This window comes from Bacteroides sp. 214 (genome assembly GCF_010501015.1).
In the GTDB taxonomy this organism is placed as follows: Bacteria; Bacteroidota; Bacteroidia; order Bacteroidales; family Bacteroidaceae; genus Bacteroides.
This window is the reverse complement of the sequence record NZ_QVML01000020.1, coordinates 1-20,857: the sequence shown is the minus strand read 5'-3', so window position 1 is coordinate 20,857 and position 20,857 is coordinate 1. Positions and strand designations below refer to the sequence as shown.

General features: G+C 42.6%; 5 protein-coding genes. All 5 read left to right on the top strand.

The genetic code is table 11. From position 1 onward, the window contains the following. Positions 1-28 precede the first annotated feature (28 nt). The 5 genes from D0T50_RS12405 (at position 29) to D0T50_RS12385 (ending at position 20,631) form a co-directional block, all read left to right on the top strand. Positions 29-9,616: a LamG-like jellyroll fold domain-containing protein gene (locus D0T50_RS12405; protein ID WP_163223852.1), complete on the top strand. Its 9,588-nt coding sequence runs from the start codon at positions 29-31 to the stop codon at positions 9,614-9,616. Between the two features lie 72 nt (positions 9,617-9,688). Next, positions 9,689-10,126, top strand: coding sequence for a hypothetical protein (locus tag D0T50_RS12400; protein ID WP_163223851.1), 438 nt, complete (start codon positions 9,689-9,691; stop codon positions 10,124-10,126). Then, the gene (locus tag D0T50_RS12395) at positions 10,123-11,295 is read left to right on the top strand and encodes an OmpA family protein (RefSeq protein WP_163223850.1); all 1,173 of its coding nucleotides are present in this window, start codon (positions 10,123-10,125) and stop codon (positions 11,293-11,295) included. The genes D0T50_RS12400 and D0T50_RS12395 overlap by 4 nt, the downstream gene beginning before the upstream one ends. Positions 11,296-11,880: 585 nt before the next feature. Next, on the top strand, positions 11,881-19,761 hold the full coding sequence (locus D0T50_RS12390; RefSeq protein ID WP_163223849.1) for a S8 family serine peptidase: 7,881 nt from the start codon (positions 11,881-11,883) through the stop codon (positions 19,759-19,761). 12 nt (positions 19,762-19,773) lie between these two features. Further along, positions 19,774-20,631 carry an outer membrane beta-barrel protein gene (locus tag D0T50_RS12385; RefSeq protein WP_163223848.1) on the top strand — a complete coding sequence of 286 codons (858 nt, stop codon included), beginning with the start codon at positions 19,774-19,776 and terminating at the stop codon, positions 20,629-20,631. Positions 20,632-20,857 lie beyond the last annotated feature (226 nt).

Sequence of the window (20,857 nt, the reverse complement as noted above, 5' to 3'; positions counted from 1 at the left end):
TTTGTTAATTAAAATTCAATTTTGTTACATGGACAACAACTACTTGGAAAAGAGCAACTGGAGAGACAAAAGAGTCTTATCCGGTAGGAAGCGATTTACTCGCTTGATTTTATTTCTATTCCTATTCTTAATGGGTACAGGAAATACGTATGCTAATTGGAATAACGACAGTGACTTTGTCTTGTCATTTAATCCTTCATCCAGAACTTTTACACTGAAGTTTGCCTTTTTTGAAAATGTAAGCGGTAGTGGAGACTTGGGTGTTCAAGACTCGGGATGGATGGATATTCATATAAATGAGGGGCTAAGCGGATATACTGTATCTGGAGTTGTAAATGTAGATGGAGATGGTAAAAACCCCACACTAACAGCCAAGAGTGGCTTTTCGGGTTGGAGCTCTATGTCTAGAACCAAGGATTCAGGAGATAGAAGCGGTAGTAATTTTATGACATGGACATGGACTATTCCGAACACGGAGTTAAATAAAGTTCAGACGGTTAGAATTAATGGGAAATGGGCGAAAAATGGTGCTCCTGACCCGGGGGGATTTGATGTAACAAAAACACTTACCCCTTTTGATATAAAAGATGTTACACTTAGCAGCTATTCATTCTCGACGGATGGTGGTAAGGCTGTTATAAAATTCCCATGGAGCAAGTCTTATGAATCGGGCAATAATCTGGATGATGGACTTGGAACTATTGTTCTTTATGACAATATTAATAAAACAGAACTGCTGTCTGTATCTGCAAATTCGGGTGATGCCGGAACCTTTGTTTTGGATATTGCTAACGTTAATTTTGATGTAGAAAACACTTACAGTATATATCGTAAATATAGTGGTATTTTTCGTAAAGGTACGGGTAATATTAAAGTTCCTATATATCAATGGCCAACGGCTTTGAATTTGAGCTACACTATTGATGGTTATGTAAATTATAGCTGGGATATTTCCGCATTGCCTGATGATAAAGATTACATCACGGGCGACCAATTTGAATTGGAACGGGCAGACAATAAGAATTTTGACAATTCAGTCACAATGAGTTTGTCCCACAGTAGTCAAACGATTGCCTATTCTGGTAAAGATGATATTAGAAATAATAACGCGCAAGGGAAACTCTATTATCGTTTACGTAGAACAAATACATCGAGTCAATGGGGGTGGATTTATAATGTGACAGATAGTGTTGCTGTAAAATCTAAGTTGATGACTTTTGTCCCTGATACGGTTACTGTAGAAGAAAAGAACGGATTCCCTACTGCTGTAATTAAATGGACTTATGAAAATGGTATTTGGCCTGATAACTCTTACTTGAAGATAAGAAGACGGAACATTACAACAGGACAAATATCAGACCTAGTAGAACTTAACGAGGAAGATGCAAAAGCGGGTGTATTCTATGATGAATCGCTCATAGCGTGCAACGAGATGAATTATCTGATACAGTTCCTTCCCGGGAGCAGTAAATATACAAGACCTGCTGAAACTCAAATACCAGGTTATGCGCTAACGGCCGAGATTGGTAGTGTAAGTAATTTAATTGTATCTAAAGGCTACTACTCGGATCGAGTTTCTTTGCAATGGAGTGCTGTAGGAGGTTTTGATAACTTCCGTATCCGTCGTGTGGAATATAACAAGCAAGGTGCCGATACTATTCAAGTTGCTACTGTTGTTGCTTCATCAGGCGATTTTGTAATTGCCGATGATAATAAGGGGGCTGCAGGAGTTTACTATACCTATATAGTAGATGGTATGGTTACCTGCAACAAAAAAAATATGTTTAGTAATGCTGTTCATGATATTGGTTTCCGTACACCTACAGGAAGTATTTACGGGCGTATTAAGTATGAAAATGGACAAGCCGTGCCGTATGCCGATGTTTTCCTGGAAAGTGATGTGCCCGAAACAGGAAAGAGTATTCGTTTCAATGGTACGGATGCTTATCTGCAATTGAACAAAAACCTTGCATTGGCAGGTGGAGACTTTACTCTTCAGGCTTGGGTAGCTCCGACAGATAATCAGCCTGCCAACCAAACAATTATGAGCAAGGAAGGCGAATATGAATTGGGCTTTAATGCCGAAGGTAAGTTTAGCTTTACTACAGGTGGAGCAACGGTTGTAACCGACTATGTGAAACCTACCGGATTGAACTATACGCACATCTCGGCAGTAAAAGCTGGTGGTGAGTTATTGCTCTATGTAAATGGTGAACACAAAGCCTCTGTGGCAGGAGCAGCAGCAGCTACCTCTACATCCACTACCTACATAGGGAAAAACGAAGGAGGAAACTTCTTCAACGGTTTGATAGACGAAATGCGTGCATGGGAAATAGCCCTTACTGCCGAAGAAATAGAGAGAGACTACGGTCGCCTGCTCTATGGGGGCGAAACGGGTATCGTGGGTTATTGGAGATTTAATGATGGCATAGCCGGCGAATTCTATGACATATCGTTCAGGGTAAACGACCACAATGCTAATCATGGTACAATTGTAAATGCTATGTACAATGATGTAATTCCTTCTAAAGATCAATTAACACTCAAAGGTGTAACCGATGATAAAGGTAACTACAGCATCACAGGTATTCCTTACTACGGTCAAGGTACTATGTATCGTGTTATTCCTTACTTAGGAGCTGCCAGTAGTCCACACCAATTCGACCCGGTGCAACAACAACGTTTGATTGCTGAAGGGGCTTTGTCTCATACGTGCGACTTTACAGATAAGTCTTCATTCCAAGTTACAGGTTATGTGTATTATAACAACAGTACTGTTCCTGTGCCCGATGTGATGTTTACCATTGATGGTGTAACAGCGGTGAAGAGCAACGGTAGCGCGTCAATGACCGACTCGGATGGTAAGTTCGACATTTCTGTTCCTGTTGGTAAACACGAAGTGAAGGCGGTGAAGCATAACCATGTGTTTGTAAACGAAGGAAAGATAACCAATATAGACGGGTCAGACCGCAACTACCAACAACGATTGGAAAATATACATTTGTATGATAGTACAACGATTAAATTTATCGGACGTATGGGTGGTGGAGCTATACAAGCAGCTTACCCCTTAGGTATGTCTTTGTCTAAAAATAACTTGGGTGAAGAGCTGAAAATATCTATGCAGCTTACTTCGGGCAATAAAAACAAGCTAACGGTTAATCCTACCGACTCTGTTCTTATTATTGACCATCCGGTGCCTGTCTGGGAGGACGATAAATCGAAAGTACATCAAACGAAGCTTGTGTACAACACAACCGAAAACTCACTCGATATCTATCCCGACCCGCAAACAGGTGAGTTTATGGTAAATATCTTCCCCGAAAGCTACAGTATTTCGGCAGCATTTGCTTCCGGACATGGTAATTTGATGGCGCGCTCTGTTAGCGTAGATTTACAAAATGTGTTTGTACCACAATCTTCTAAACATGCGTTTACAGATTCTATACAGCATGCTACAGGAGAAGTTGAGTACCTGCACTACGAAGATAGCGTTTCTTACAACTATAAATACAATTTTATTAAACGCGTAACGCCAAGCCTTGAGTTGGTGCAAATAGTGAATAATAAAGAACAATCGTTCTATGGCGATAGTATAAGTACTGCCAATGCGATGGACGGAACAAGTATAAAAGTACCGGTATATGATTGTGATAAAAAAGAATACATATTTGGTGCTCCATTCTTCCAGGGTGGTTTGAAGTACTCGTTCATTATGAAAGCGTTTGAAGCGTTTACATTCTACAATAAAGAGGGTGGTGAAGTAGGAAAGCCTGATCGAGTGCCTGTAACCGATGGTGTACTTTCATTTAACAATGGTTTTAGTCTAACCGAAGCTGTTGATGAGGTAGAAGTAGATTCGGTAGGTATTGCTTACTATGACTTTGTGGCAGGTTCTCCCGAAATTTCGACTCCTGACGCACTGAAACGATTGGCAATCTCCTTAAAAATGGATTCGCAGGTTGTTCTTTGGAATGACGGGAAATCATTGGAAGCTGTTGTAACAGGTGGTAAAGAATCGGGTACGAAGTTCGTAACACGAGGACCCGACCAGTTGAAGCTAATCTTGCGCGACCCACATGGTAGTAATAGTTACTCTTACATTGAAGAAGGTTTTACAACTACTACTGAAAGCTTTTATGTGTTCTCAATCGAAAATGAAGGTTCTGAATATCTTAAAGCACACAACGGAGGTAAGATTGTTACATTCGCAGGGGTAGGTGCCGGAATGATTAAAGAGGTAGAAGTTCCGAATGAACAAGAGGCCGGTATTATTCATAAAGAATCAGTTAGTGTAAAAACAGGAACTGTTGAAGAACAAACCTTTACAACCCGTTTCCAAACAAGTGACGACCCATTGTACGTAGGAGCTGATGGCGACGTATATATTGGTAACTCTACAAATATTTCTTATGGAGAGGCTACCTGTATTTATCTGATTGAAGCCAAGCAATTCTCTCCCGAAGAACATACTGAACTGAAACGTGTAGGCGACTATGTGTTGGTACGTGCAGAGGGTTTGAATATCGGCATGGATTACTCTACTATGTTTGCTTATCCGCAAGCTTTCATTGAAAACACATTGATTCCTGAATTGCAGCGAATGAGAAATACATTCATCCTTCCCTATACAGTTGGCGAAGCCGGAGCGAAGGCAAGAGCTAACAGCACTGGCAAACAAGTGTATTGGTCGCAAGTGCAACTGGAAGACGAAGAGTATGATATAAAATTTGGTGCCGACAACCGCGACCGCGATATCTTTGGCGATGCGGCTTCTGAAAAATATGAAGATGGACCAAGTTATAAAATCATAGTTCCCGATGGCGAACTTATGGATGTGGATACTGTATTGACCTACAACCAACAAGTAGAAACTTGGATTGGTCATATGCGCAAGAATGAAGAAGCAAAAGTAAGAGCTAAGCATAAAAAGAATTACTCTTTCCATGCAGGTGCTCCGATAGAATATTCGGAGGAGTTCTCTCACAAACGTGCTACTTCCGAAGAATTTAACATCGGTCTTGGATTGAAAGCCATGAGTTCTTGGGGAATGAAAAGCGATGGTCAAGGTCTTAGCTTTGTTCTCGAAGAAACCGGCTATATTAATAACGGTGGAAGCTTTGAACAGTCCAATGAGCAAAAGAAAAGTATAGGATTCGTATTTGCCGACGAAGGAAGTACCGATTATTTGAGCGTAGATGTTTGCACAGACGTTAGCTCTGATTTTGCCGACGATGATACCAGAATCGAAGGTTCGAGCAACTTTATCTTCAAACTAAAAGGTGGAGCTACCTCTTGTCCGTACGAAGATGGTTATATTACTAAATACTATGAACCGGGCAAACATGTTATAGACCAAGCAACAGCACAAGTAGAAGTACCGGTATTGGATGTGGAGAACGCAAATGTAACCAACGTGCCTTCGAGTCGTCGTGCGGTATATAAACTATACCTGAGCAACGGTTCCGAAATAAATACCGATTGCAGCTTCGACTTGAATGTAGTTGATGCCAGCAACCCCAATGGCGCTTCCTTCTATATTGATGGAACTCCACTTGGTAATGGACGTACATTTACCATACCGGCAAAAGAGGTGTTGATTAAAACGCTGGAAGTAGGTAAGGGTACAGAGCTCGATTATCCTGACCTGCAGTTAGTGTTACATTCGCAATGTCAGTACAATACACTCGACTTCAAGGATAATATTGGAGATACTATTACCATAGCGGCTCATTTTGTGCCTTCTTGTTCGGATGTACATATCAGTCAGCCAAGCGACAAGTGGACACTGTACGACTCTACTAAGTTCAGACTAGATGGAAAAGCAGATGGCGATTTCTGTATGCCGATGCTAATCGACGGTTACGATACGAATTATGCGAACTTCAAGTGTATTCGTATTATGTACAAACCATCTGCGGCTTCGGACAACGACTGGGAAAGTGTAATCGAATTCTATGCCGATGAAGCATTGCGCGAAAAGGCAGAAGGAGCAACGGAAATGATTAAGAAGGGTGGTTCGTTTACTTATAATTTGAATATGCAAAAACTGCCCGACCAAAAGTATGACATCTGTGCGGTAAGTGTTTGCTTACAAGGAACAACCGAAATAGAAACGTTCTCAAACATCGTGAGCGGTGTAAAAGATACGTACCGTCCAAGATTGTTTGGTAGCGCACAACCGGCTAACGGTATCTTAGATATAGATAGCGAAGTTCGTTTGAACTTCAACGAGAGCATTGCCGAAGGCTTGTTGAGTGATAACTGTTTTGAAGTAACAGGTACACGCAACGGACAAATCCTTTCTCGCGCAGCATCTGTACACTTTGATGGTAAATCCGACTATCTGGAAACAGAAATTGTACGTAACCTTACTTCGAAGAACTTTACGGCAGAAATGGCATTAATGTTCGATAAGTTGGGAGAATCCGTTGTGTTTAGCCATGGCAATATAAACAATTCATTTGAATTGGGCTTTACTGCCGACAAACGAATTGCAGTAAAAATTGGAAGCGACATCGTTTATTCCGACGAAACAATAGACCTGCCACTTCAAGAGTGGGTACACCTCGCTGCTGTTTACTCGGCAGGAAACAATCCGCAAATCGTGGTTTATTACAACATGAAACAAGTTATCAATAAATCTACCGATAGTTACAATGGCGAAGGTAATTATGTAATGGGACGTTCTATTTCTACTGAGAATAAATATTTCTGTGGAAAGATGAGTGAACTAAGAGTTTGGGACAGACCACTTTCTATGGGAACACTTAACCAGAATAGAAGTATCAGTCTGAAAGGATCCGAACCTGGTTTGATAGCTTACTATCCAATGGATGAAGGACGCGGAACTGTTGCAAAAGACAAGGCACGTGGAGCTAATGCGTTGATGCATGCACAATGGTTTATTGACCGTTCTGGTTTTGCAGCGAAGTTCGACGGACAATCGTATGTAAAATTATCTACGGGAAGCCTTCCTATCAGCGATGTGATGGATTATACACTTGACTTCTGGTTTAAGGCACAACCCGGACAGACAGATGCTGCTATGGTAGCCAATGGTCGTGGAGATGGTCAGGACAATAGCGGTTCTACAAACCTTATCTTCATTGGATTTGAAGATGGTAAACTAGTACTACGCAACAATGGGTACAAGAGCACGTTGGAAGAAAAATTCGACGATGGCGCATGGCACCACTATGCCCTTACGGTAAGCAGAAACTTTGGTAGAGCATCTATCTATGTGGATGGAATGCTGAAAACCTACTTCGATGCTTCATCGTTAGGCGGTATTAAAAGTGCGTATATGCATTTGGGTGCTCGCGCTTGGTATAGCGAAACTGATGCAACAACCGAAATTGTGGATATGTACTTCAAGGGAGGTATTGACGAATTCCGTATTTGGGAAACCTACAAGAATGAAACACTCATCAATATGGATAACAACGTAAGCTTGAAGGGTACAGAAATGGCACTGTTCACTTACTATCCATTCGAAGAGTATCAATCTTGGCAGGGTACAAAAGAAATGGTATTCTCATTGTCCGACAAAACCATTCGTGGTGCAAACGGAGCAGTAGTAAATGATGCTATAGCAAAGGGCGATGTAAGCGAAAAAGCAGACGTGGCACCGGTAAAAGATAAGGGAGCTGAAAATGTTATTACCGTGAATTACGTGGTAAACAACGACGCACTCATTATAACACCGGCTGCAGCCAATGGCTGGGATGATTACGAAGAAAGTATCGTATCCTTCAGAGTGAAAGATGTACAGGACGTAAATGGTAATACCATCATCTCGCCCATATCCTGGACGGCATATATAGATCGCAATCAATTGCAATGGAATGAAAACGAAGTGAACGTGTCGAAAGATGTGTACGAACCACTCGAATTCACAGTAGATATCATCAATGTAGGTGGTAGCGTAGAGCGTTTCAGTATTGAGAACGCACCATCATGGCTCACGGTTTATCCTTCTAGCGGAAGTATTAATCCTAAGAGCACATTGCATCTTAAGTTTACGGTAGACGAAGCGTTGAATATTGGTAGCTACGACGAAATCATTTATCTGATGAATGAAAACAATGTGGCTCGCGCATTGAACCTGAATGTAAAGGTTAAGGGCGAGAAACCAAATTGGAAAGTAAACCCGGCAGACTTCAAATACAACATGTCTGTTTATGGTAAGTTGCGCATTAACAACATCTTCTCTTCGGATAAAGATGATATGATTGCGGCATTCGTAGACGGTAAGTGTGTAGGTGTTGCCAATTGTCAGTACCAAGCCAACGTAGATATGTGGTACACCTTCCTGGTAATATATGGAAATGATAAACAAAAGGATGGAATTGAGTTCCGTATTTGGGATGATAGCACCGGACGCATTTATCTGGCTAAAACATCAAGTGGAAACATACCATTTATCAACAATTCGATTGTAGGGTCTTCGGACGAACCGGTGATTTTCTCGGGTGAAGAGATGGTATATCAGAATATGAAACTGAATAGGGGATGGAACTGGATTTCATTGAACCTGAATGCTTCAACTTTGGGCGACTTGAACACTGCTTTGGCAAATGGTACATGGACTTCGGCAAGTGAGGTGAAGAATGATGTAAGTACAAGCTCTTACTCTGTAAACACCAAGCAATGGGTAGGTTCGTTGAAGAACTTTAATAATACTACGATGTATATGTTGAATTCTTCTTCAGAACAAGTACTTAGCCTGTTTGGTACTGCGGTTAACGCAAGAGAAGTGTCTATCAACGTAGGCAAAAACTGGAATTACATTAGTTATCTGCCAACGGAGAATATGACAATCAAAGAGGCATTGTCGGAATACTCTGCTGTGAAGGGTGATGTCGTGAAGTCTCAATCGGGATTTGCTATGTACTCGGAAAACAGCGGATGGATAGGTAATCTTACTTACATGGAGGCAGGCAAGGGATACATGCTGTATCGCGATCCAAGTGCTGCTGCAACAAGCTTCCGCTATCCGGCTATTCAAGGTAGTTTGACACGCGCTGCCGAAACTGCTGCGACACGTGCTAACGCCGACGAATACGAAAATCTCTCTTATGCAGAGAACATGACTGTAGTGGCTGTGTCTCATGATAATATGGAGAGTGGCGATAGAATTGTAGCTTACGTAAACGGTGAACTTCGTGGAGTAGGTAGCGATGTAGCTGAGGCTAACGCAACCTTTATAACCATTGCCGGAGAACAAGACGGTGTAGTAACCTTCGGATTAGAAAGAAACGGAACAATCGTGGCTCGTGCCAACGAAACGTTTAACTACTCATCTGATAAGATGTATGGTTCACTCGACAAACCGATGGTACTTAACTTTGCCGACTTGCAATCGGGTGTGAAGATTTATCCTTCACCATTCGAAACCGAACTGAGCATTGTGGTGTCAAATCCGGAAGTTGAAACCGTAGAGGTAACTATTTATGATGTACAAGGTAGAGTTGTTTACAAAATAGAGAAAGAAACGGTGTACAATGGATACTACCGCAAGGTTTGGAATGCAACCGGACTGGAACGCGGAACATATCTGGTACAGGTTACTGTAAACGGCGAATCAACAGTACATAAAGTAGAGAAAAAATAAGTTTGTAATTATTCATCATATAGAGATAGCACGGAGTATTCCTCCGGCTATCTCTGCTAAAAACAACGAAAAATGAAAAAGTTATATACCTTAATGTTATTAGTAGGTTTGTTCTGCTGTGCGTCTTGCAGCGAGGACGATGAAACATTTACTACATTCCCCGATCCCAATTGGGCGGTAGACCTCACAGGCACGCTTCCCGTAAGCATGAGCGCGTTTGTGTGTCTGCCCGAGAATCTGGCAACTTACGAAGAAACAGGCGACAAACTAGCTGCTTTCGTAGGCGATGAATGTCGCGGGATAGGTGAGGCTGTTGCGGTAGGTACACAGAAAGTATATGTAATACTGATTAAAGGAACAGGAACCGAACAAGAGCGGATAAGCTTTAAGTACTACAGTTCCAAGAATGCTTATATGTATGAAACATCTGCTTTCCTGAACTTTGATGTAGATACCCGCTATGGCTCGGCAGACGATGCGCAAGTATTACCTTTAACCATTGTACAATGAACGCAATACTGCTAAAGAGTAAAAAGAGCTTGTTGCTTCTGCTTATTTGCTTGTCTGCCTCGGCATACTCGCAAACAGCGGAGAACGAGGTGTTCGAGGAAACACCTTTCAACAGGAACTGGTACATTGAAGTAGGAGGTGGGGCGCAAGTGCTATTCTCGAAGAATGCACAAAAACTCGATTTCCAAGATAGAATTACGCCTTCTATTTCACTAACTGCCGGTAAGTGGTTTTCGCCACATTGGGGACTTCGCTTGCAATTTCAAGGATATAGTCTTAATGGGTTTAGTACCTCTGCTGGGTTATATCTGGACAATCCGCTGAGCAATGGATTTATCTTTGGGACGAAAGACCCGGTGCGCGATCATGTAACCATCCGTCCCGATGGTACCTATCGTCATTACCTACGCTATGCCAATGTGCATCTGGATTTTCAGTTTAGCTTGCTGAATCTTATTGGACGTGTAAACGAAGAACGTAAATGGGATATTATTCCTGCTATCGGTTTGGGATACATGCACCTGTTTGGTTATAAAGGTACACCGGATAATGATGTGATGACTGCCAACTTTTCGCTTATGGGCAAGTACAAACTGAATAAGCGTTTCGACATAAACATCGAAGCACAAACGGCAGTTATGCCCGATCAGTTTGACGGACGCATTGCAGGTAGGTTGTACGAAAACAATTGCGCACTTACACTGGGTGTTACTTATCACTTAGGCAAGCGCGGTTTCAACCACCGTAAAACAATCTATGTGCCGAAAGAAGTTATCCGCATCCAACGCGACACGGTTACCGTGGTGAAAGAAGTAGTGGTAGAGAAGAAAGTGTTCAACGAACCTTTCTTGCTTACATCCATCCGCTTTAATATCAACAAATCGGCTCCTATCTCTGGACAGGAAATGGTGTTTGTTAATATCGCGAAGTACCTCGATGCAAATCCACACGCGTCTATACGTTTGGATGGATATGCAGACAAATCAGGCCCGTCTGAGTTCAACGACCGTCTATCGTATCAACGTGCCGAAACGGTAAAAGATATATTGATACATAAGTATGGAGTGAAAGCCGAACGTTTGACGACGCAAGGTAAAGGTACTGCCGAACAGCCTTACGAGAAGGGAGCTTGGAATAGAGTGGTTCTTGTAACCGCGCTTGAGAAGTAAGGTCTTTTAGTAAGGATGCTTTTTGAATGAGAGTGGGGGCGCACCGGAGGGGGCGCCCTTTGCTTTTTTATTGTATCTCTGTTCAATCTACTTTTTTCTTTTGCCTTGATACAAAAGAAAAAAGATAGCAAAAAAGAAAAAATCAAGGCTGAATTTACGCTGCTACTCACTTGCTGTACTACGCTGAAAGACCTCAAACTCGCTACGCTCAAGCAGAAGGTCTTTCTTTAGTTTAATGCTATGTTCATATCTCCTCAATATATGGTTGTATAGAAAAGGAGGTAAAAGAGAAACCCTTTTACACCTATATCCCTAAAATCGGTATAAAAAAATCGAGAAATAACATTCGTCCCAACTTTAGTGTGCTCTTCTCCATGTCGGCCCAATAATTTTTCTGAAAAAAAACAGGCTGTTATTATGCTTTTTAAATAGCTTGTTTTATCTTTACGCCGCCTTAAAATAGCTTAAAATAAAACCTAAAAATAAAAAGCGCATGAAAGACACTTAGCTCTGCTCTATGTGAGCCACTCTTATCCACATCTTTATAGACTATATTCACCTTATTAACAACTAAAAACTAAAAGAATGAAGCATTTTGCTACACAGCGAATTAAAATGTTGCTTCTCTTTGTATTGCTGTGCTCTGTTATCAAAATAGAAGCACAACAATCAGTGTACACTGACAAAGGGATGCAAAAGGGAGTCGTTAAGGTTAAGTTTGCTCCGGCAATGGCCAACACGCTCAATACAATGCAGGTAACCACGCGAAGCGGGAGGTTATCTACCGGTATTCAGAATCTCGACAAGGTAAATCACTCCTTGAACGCTACCAACATGAAGCGTTTGATTCCTTACAACGAAAGAATTGAGACCAAGTTACGTAAGCATGGATTGCATCTTTGGTATGTGATAGAGATTGACAACGAAATTGACCCGGAAGAAGCTATCCACGCATTGAAAAGGCTAGGCGAGGTGTCAACAGCCGAAGCGCAATACGAAATAACTCTCGAGCCCCAGAAAATCACTCCCTATACCCCTCCAAAGAAGGTGAGTACGAGAAGTACGTATCCGTTTAATGACCCTTCTTTGCCCGACCAATGGCATTACACCAACAGTGTAGAAGGCGAAGCTGACATCAACTTGTTCGAAGCGTGGAAACACACAGCGGGTCGAGGTGATGTAATCGTGGCTGTGTTAGACCAGGGTATTGATGTAAACCACGACGACCTGAAAGCTAACATGTGGGTGAACCTTGCCGAACTAAACGGGTCGCCCGATACGGATGACGATGGCAACGGCTACATCGACGATGTGTATGGCTACAATTTCGTTGATAATCGCGGTAGCATCACTCCTCAAAGCCACGGAACACATGTGGCAGGAACAATCAGTGCCGTGAATAACAACGGGATCGGTGTGTCGGGCGTAGCTGGCGGCACCGGTAACAACGACGGAGCGAAGCTAATGAGTCTTCAGATATTAGGTGGCAATGCAGCGGTAGAGCAGGCATTTGTTTATGCAGCAACAATGGGGGCTGTTATTGCCCAAAATAGTTGGGGCTACAGTGAGCCCGATGTGCCTCAGTCGCAAGCATTGCTCGATGCCATCGATTATTTTATTGCCGAGGCGGGCGACTATCCGGGTAGCCCAATGAGAGGCGGTATTGTGCTGTTTGCTGCCGGTAACTTCAATATGGACGGTAACTGGTATCCGCAAAACTACAGTTCTGTATTGGCTGTGAGCTCAATACAGAAGGACTGGAAAAAGGCCGGATACTCCAACTACGGAAATTGGGTGGATATTGCCGCGCCGGGAGGAATGATGGATATTTCTCCGCGCGAAGGTGTATTAAGTACGCTACCCAACAATAAATATGGTTATATGGAAGGTACGTCGATGTCGTGTCCTCATGTTTCGGGTATTGCAGCACTAGCTATTGCCAATAGTGATCATCAAATGACCAGTCAGGAATTGCGCAATAAGCTCCTCACTGGTGTTATACCTATCGACAGTAAGAACCCTACCTACGCAGGTATGCTTGGAAAGGGAGCTGTCGATGCGATGCTGGCCATTAAACGCGACGCCCGCATTGCGCCGGATGCAATTACTGATCTCAAAGTTGCCGGTACAGCTCAAGAGTTTGTAAACCTCACTTGGAGCGTACCTGGCGATGAAGACGACGAGTATCCGCACGAATACAAACTGTATTATCACACTCAACCACTGACCGCGGCTAATCTGACCGGTGCAAAAGTCATCACCTTCGAGAATGTTCTCGGAGCCGGCGAAGAAATCAACCGGAAGGTAGAAGGATTACTGGGGTTGACCACCTATTATTTTGTCGTTACTTCTTCGGACAGATGGGGAAACATCTCGGCAATATCCAATGTGGTGAATGCGACAACGAATCAGGGACCGGCTATCAGTGTTTCTACTGGTAATGATGATCATTCGATTGCGTTGGCATTGAACGGTGAGACATCTTTCGTAGCATCCGAGACTTTTGATCTGGTCAATGGAGCCGAAGGCTTTTTAATGTGGGATTATTATGTGCGCAACAGCAGTGCCACGGTAGATTGGGAGGCGTACTCCGCATTAAACTATCCGCAAGCACCAAAAACATCTGCATCGCCGATGAGTGTGGGACGAGTGCCCGTTACACGCGTGGTTGAAAAAGTAAAAGCACAATCAATCATGCCGATGACTTTTACATCGAGCATGAAATACCTGACCAAGTATTCGCACGAGGGCGAATATTGCATCGGTGAGGTGGATCCTTCGTATCCTATCTCCGGAGCTGCCAAATTTTCCATAACCGAAGAGGAAGGGTTCAACTTGACGCAGGTGGATATGCGGATACGCTTCAAACCTAACACAGGATCTGTAATTCTTGAAATATATAAAGGTAACGAATTGAAGAAAGATAACCTGTATTATGCACAAGACATTACCCCCAAGAAAAAGGTTTGGGACGATGAGAAGTTCATGGAGGTAGAATCCGATGAAGACGAAGAACTGACAGGAGAATTCTTCTACAATGCGATATTAAAAGAGCAGCTTTATTTCGAAAAGGGGAGTACTGTTTGGGTGGTTGTTCACATTCCGGCATACAACCAATATCCGATGGGTGTAGGTCCGGAAGGAGACCCTTCCTACTCGGATCTTTGTTTCTATTCTCGTAATGCCGGCGCCAGTTGGAGTCCGTTGTCGATAGCAACTGCTACGAGCGATATGGTTTGGTCGTATGTTTTGGTTAGCAGCAATCAGCACGTAGCCCAGTACCTAACACTAAATCCCGAATCGGGAGAGATTGCAGGCAATGAGACAAAAACCATCACACTGAATGCTGATGGTACCCAGTTGATTAATGGCTCGTACGGGGCAAACATTATCTTCAGATCCAACGACTCTAAAAACGCCGAGTATCGCATGCCCGTAACTGTAAATGTTACTGGTCAGTTGCCAAAAGTTGTAACCCCCGACATTGTGAACTTTGGTGATGTATTCATCGGATCGGAGAAAACTCTCGAAATAGAACTGGATAATCAGGGCTATGGCAAAATTGGCGGCATGGATGCAGTTGCTACAGGAGATGCTTTCCAGGTAGAAAATACGTTATGGAACGGTATCGACGCCCGCAATAAGAAAATGATCAAAGCCACTTTCAAACCTACGCAAGCTGGCAATGTCAATGAGAAAATTCAGTTCTCTACATACGATGGCAAGTATAATTTTGAATTGGTTGTGTTTGGTGTAGGTATCGAGACATCCAAAGCAATGTTAACTCCGACCGAACAGGCAATAGGATCACTCTCTATCGGCGATATTGTAACTGCTGAGATAGCAATAGAGAACCAAGGAAAGTATCCGCTCAAATATTTCGTGCCTGGATTCGATACGCAAGGCGTAAGTAATAACTGGCCGGTATCTTACCACACGTATGGTTATGTGGTTCGTACGAATATGCCTGATGAAAACGATCCGCTTACATACGACTTTCAGGACATCAGCGGTACGGGCATCGATATCACCGATCATTTCAAAACAAATAACTACAAAGAGTTGGCCTTTGGCTTCGGATTCCCCTTCTACGGAAAAATAGAAGAAAAGATTTATGTTTCTACCATGGGATTCCTGACTTTTAGCGATGATTGTCAACCCCTTAATGTGCCTGCCCTTGGAAAAGAAGAACAACCGAAAGGATATATATCGGTACTGGGCGAAATGTTCAAATATACTCAGGGTGGCACGATCCATTACAAGCAAGAGTCGGACAAATTGATCGTTCAGTTTACCGATGCCTGCATGAACGACTACGAGTTCTACACAGCACAGATCGTTTTACTGGCTAATGGAGACATTCGCTTCTATTACGAAAAGCTGAGTGACGAGTTTTCAAATAATTATATGAGCGTTCTTGTTGAAGACATTCAAAAGAAAGACGGTATTCAGGTTTCGAGCATCGATAACCCTATTGGATTGTTTGAGCAAATGGCGATTGGGCTCGACTATCCTGGGCCAGATATTATCACTGCCATAGAAAATGCTTCCGGAATTTTGATGCCGGGCGAACAAGCCAGCGTCAAAGTAAGTATGTCGACAGCCACATTGGCCGAGGGCGCATACAAACGCTTTATCAACTTCGTTACCAATGATCCGGAAAAGTCGACCACCTCTTCTCTTGTTAACCTTGATGTTGTTTCGGGAGGTGAATTCGGTATTACCGTATCGACTGAAGCGATAGACTTCGGCGCCATCTACAAAGACTTCGAATATAGTAAAGAGTTCTCCATCAGAAACACCGGAAGCAAAAATGCAGTTATATCCGATATAGAGTTTAAGAACAACCAGTTCAACATTACTGGTACTCAGACTATAAAACCGGGATTGAATGAACCATTTGTAATAAACGCTGTAACAACTGCTATTGCTACGCTAGACGATGTGGCAACCATTACATTTGATAATGGGGAGAAAAGAACTGTCAGCATCAAGGCAAATGTGCTTCCTGCTCCGGTTGCAAGTGCCAATCTTGATTATCTCTCTGCCGAATTGAAACTGGGCGAGACAAAGGTATATCCGTTTGAGATAGAGAACACCGGACTCTCTGATCTGGAATACTCGGTTCTTGGCAGCACTTGGTTCAGTTTTGATAATAAATCAGATGCTCAACCAACATCTTCGTATATTTACCAGACCCACAACAACGGTGAACCGACCTTCAACTGGATCGATATCACTAAAACGGGTGTGCACGAAGACATCACCTATGGTAATATGAGAGAGGAATACTGGCATACGCTAAAAGAGCTTCCTTTCCCCATCAAATTCTATGGTAAAGAGTACACTACCTTGCATTTGGGCGAATCGGGGATTCTAGCTTTAGGCGAGAAATTACCTGCTGCCAGAGTAGACTCCGAGCAAATTCCATTCGACGACGAAGGGGCATATATTATGCCACTCTGGTCATCGGGCGGATTTAGTTCACAACACTCCGAAGACATCACCGGTTTATTTTACCAACTCTTCGAAGATAAGATTGTTGTATCATACAACTACTATGTAAATATGCTGGGCATGGGAGACCCGCTTCTGGCACAGGCTGTTATATATAAAGACGGAACTATTAAATTCCAATACAAGCCTTCCAGTCTGGATGGTTACGAGTACATTTCCAGAACAGCGAAAATAGGTTTACAAAATGGTAAAGACGAATATCTAATCATCTCTTCAGATAGCGAATTGCCACACAATAAAGGACTTGCATATCTGTTGCTCCCATCCGAGAAGCGTATCTTGCCGGCAGGCGAAAAGGCTGAGGGTGATCTTATTCTTGATGCATCAAAAGTATATGCCGGTGCATATTTTGGTGAACTTCAGATTCATTCCAATGACCCGGCTAACCCGGTACAGTACAAACCACTGGAGCTAATTGTTGCAGGAGAAGAGAATTTCTCTATGCCTGAAGAAGTTGATTTCGGACGTCAGGAAGTATATAAAATAGACGATTGGACATATTTCGATTTTACAATTGAGATGACCATGAGGAACAAGGGAGATGTCCCCGTGGTAATAACCAAAGCCAAGATGGAAAAAGGCGATCAGTTCCTGACCCAACTTCTCTTTAAGAAAGAAAATTCGACTTGGACAGACATAGCCGATCTTTACACCGACGGTGGTGGCTGGCCATGGCCGGGATTCCCCGGATTCCCTGGCGGCGGAGGTGATGCGCCCGAATACACAATTCTTCCCGGCGACACCTTGCTTTCTATCATTCAGTTCAAACCCGAATACGACGGTGTGTTTGAAGATAACCTGGTTTTAACCACAAGCCTGGGAGAAAAAACAATTACACTCAAGGGCGAAGCATTCCTGCCTCCTGTTATCAACATTGAATTGGCAGACGAAGAGGCTATCGATGTACTGATGAATCTACCTACCGAGAAATCCAAGCACACCATTTTGTTTGATAACAAGGCCGGAGCATCCGATCTGAATTATGAAATCAATCTGGAGTATTGGAGAAACAACTCGGACAAAGATCCGTTGAACAACTTGTTGGCATCTGCTACTGGCAGGAAGGTAGAATCTACCCCACTACCGGCCGGAACGACTATTAAAGAAAAATTCGCCACTACAACACAAAATGATGTAACACGGGCAGATAATTTCAATAGCACAATAAAGTATGTTACCGATGAAATTATAAGCGGAGCTACAGAAATCTATGCGTTGGGTTATTATAAAGGTAGAGAAGACCAGTCTATTGCAACACGCTTTACAGCAGGCCCCGATGGCTTCAATGTATCCGATGTGGGCACATGGTTTATGCCGGGCGATGTCAATGGCGTTATCCGTGTACAGGTAAAAGCCGGCGGGACAAGCATCTACGATGCACTTCCGGTAGCAACCGGCTCTCTCGAGTTTATAGGTTCCGAAGCCGGTCAGCTGGGTAAGATATACAATGTAACTCTCGACAACGAGGCAGTTATATACCCCAACGAAAACTTCTATGTAATCTTTACATACCCATATGGCATTGCCCAACCGCAGGTTGCAATTATGGACGAAAGAATTGAAATTGTAAGAGACAGATATCTGCTCGAATATCATGATGTATCAAGCGGCCAGCAAGAAGAAATATGGTATGACTTCCAGGAAGTAGAGCTGGGTTATCCGTTGGGTTGGGTGATGTATGCTGCTGAGAAATCGGCAGTGAAATCGGGCTGGGCCAAACTGATTGGCACCCTTACCGGTACGCTGGCTGTAGGCGAAGACTCGAAGGTGGAAGTTGAACTTAATGGCGAAGCCGCCATTCAGGGTACTCAAAACGCGTACGTCACATTCAAATCGAACGACACAAAGAGACCTTATCTCTCGGTGCCTGTTGCGCTGACTATGAATGAAGGACCTACCTTTACAGATGCTCCGGCCACCATCTACGTAGTAGAGAAAGAGACACGCGAAGTAACCATTCAGGTAGCAGATAAAGAAGGAAACACCTTTAGTGTTGAAACCACCCAGAAGGTTAACTTTGTTACCGATTCGTATACCAACGGTATTGTGAAGCTAGTAATTACACCAGATTATGGTGATGCGGGTGTACATACCATAATTCTAAAAGCCACAGATGAATACGGAGCTTCTACCGAATGCAGTATAAATATCGAGGTTGGTCGCACGAACCGTCCTCCTGTTTATACAGGTGAATCAACATTGGTTTATTCTCTCGGTAGTAAAGATGCAAATGAATACAACATTGCCGATTTGGCTAACGACCCCGATGGCGACAATTTTGCATACAACATTGTAAGCCAGGACGAAAGCATTGCGAAAGTTTATGTATCTCCTTCTACATTTGTTGTAGCTCCGGTAGCATCCGGCGAAACCAAACTAACATTAACGTTGAAGGATGCATATAATGCAACATCTAATACGGATATTGATGTATTGGTAGAATCGTGCCTGAATCCGGAAGGAATCATCGTTCAGAAATGGAACAGCTTATTGTATGTAAATAACAGCGGAAAGAAATACAAAGACGATGGATATCAGTGGTATATGAATGGTTTCCCTATTGGTGGAGCAACCAAACAATACTATTCGGCGGGTAGCAAGGAAGACGATGAACTCGATTTTACAGCCGAATACCATGCACGCATGGTTACTACGGATGGTAAAACTGTTTATACCTGTCCGATAACACCAGTACGCAAGGATATTTCTTTGTCTGTTTATCCGAATACTCTTAAGAGCAACGAAGCATTTACTTTCAGAGCAGAATTGCCTGATATTAAGTCTTCGCCAATCACTATTAAGGTAATAAACATTTCGGGGCAGGTACTGAAAACTGAAATAACATCAGAAGAGTACACAACTATACAAATGCCATACGAAGAAGGCTTCTACCTTGTTCATGTTATCAGCAATGATATAACAAGAACATTTAATATAACAGTAGAATAAATAATTGATAGAATGAAAAAAATAAGCAAAATAATACTGTGCGCCATATTGGTTACGTTCCCTGTGGGGCGTAACATCGCGCAGGAAAGTGTGAAACATGAAGTTTCGCTAACAGGTGGTGCGGGGTTATCGGGACTGAAATACGACCTGATTAATGGTGATGCCAAAATGAAAGGTGGAGGTAGCTTTGGAGTAGGATACAGCTATTTCTTCAATGAAAAGTTTAGCTTGAATACAGGGTTGGAATTTTCCTTCTACAACACAAAGGCTACGATGAATACTTTCGACGAGAGCTTTAAAACTGTAGATAGCGAAAACGAATCCTTCGAACTTCGTGCTTCTATTGCCGGCTACGGAGAAAAGCAACGTGCCATGTTTCTTCATATTCCGGTTATGGGACAGTTTCAGACACCTGTCTTTAATAATCATCAGTTCTATGTTGCATTAGGAATTAAAATAGGATTTCCCATGACGTCCAAGTATAAAACCAATAGCGCACAGCTCACAACGAAGGGATACTATAGCAATGGCGAACTTATTCTTGATGATGTAATACCTCAGGGTTTTGGTAGTTTTAATGGGGTTTCTGTTGATAGAGACTTCGACTTGAAACTTTCTGTTATGCTTGCCGCTGAGCTTGGTATGAAATGGTATCTTTCTGAAACCTTTTCTTTATACACAGGTGCTTTCGTAGACTACGGATTGAACGATGTCAGCGATAATCAGGGTACTTCATTCCTGATTTACAATGCAGCAAAACCTTCTCGCTATGAGAACAACAGCGTTTTGAATACCAACCTATCCGACAAGGTTAATCTTATGTCGGTAGGAGTGAAAATACGTTTGGCGTTTAAGATGACGAAGAATTAGTCATTGACCTAAGAGAGACAAAGTTCTCACCGTGTTGAGAACAAATACTCAACACGGTGAGAATAGTTTCTCAACATAGTGAGTATTTATTCTCAATTTGCTGAGAAGCTTTGAGAAAATGTATGTCTGACTTATACTGAAATTGGTTGTCAGTTTTTTCTGCTTGTTACTAGAAACGTTGTCAAAATATCTCTTTCTATTCTAAAAAGGTTGTCATTCATACTTT

Excerpts from the sequence above, each read along its gene's own strand:
- D0T50_RS12405 (WP_163223852.1), top strand. The coding sequence starts at position 29 with ATGGACAACAACTACTTGGAAAAGAGCAACTGGAGAGACAAAAGAGTC.
- D0T50_RS12400 (WP_163223851.1), top strand. The coding sequence starts at position 9,689 with ATGAAAAAGTTATATACCTTAATGTTATTAGTAGGTTTGTTCTGCTGT.
- D0T50_RS12395 (WP_163223850.1), top strand. The coding sequence starts at position 10,123 with ATGAACGCAATACTGCTAAAGAGTAAAAAGAGCTTGTTGCTTCTGCTT.
- D0T50_RS12390 (WP_163223849.1), top strand. The coding sequence starts at position 11,881 with ATGAAGCATTTTGCTACACAGCGAATTAAAATGTTGCTTCTCTTTGTA.
- D0T50_RS12385 (WP_163223848.1), top strand. The coding sequence starts at position 19,774 with ATGAAAAAAATAAGCAAAATAATACTGTGCGCCATATTGGTTACGTTC.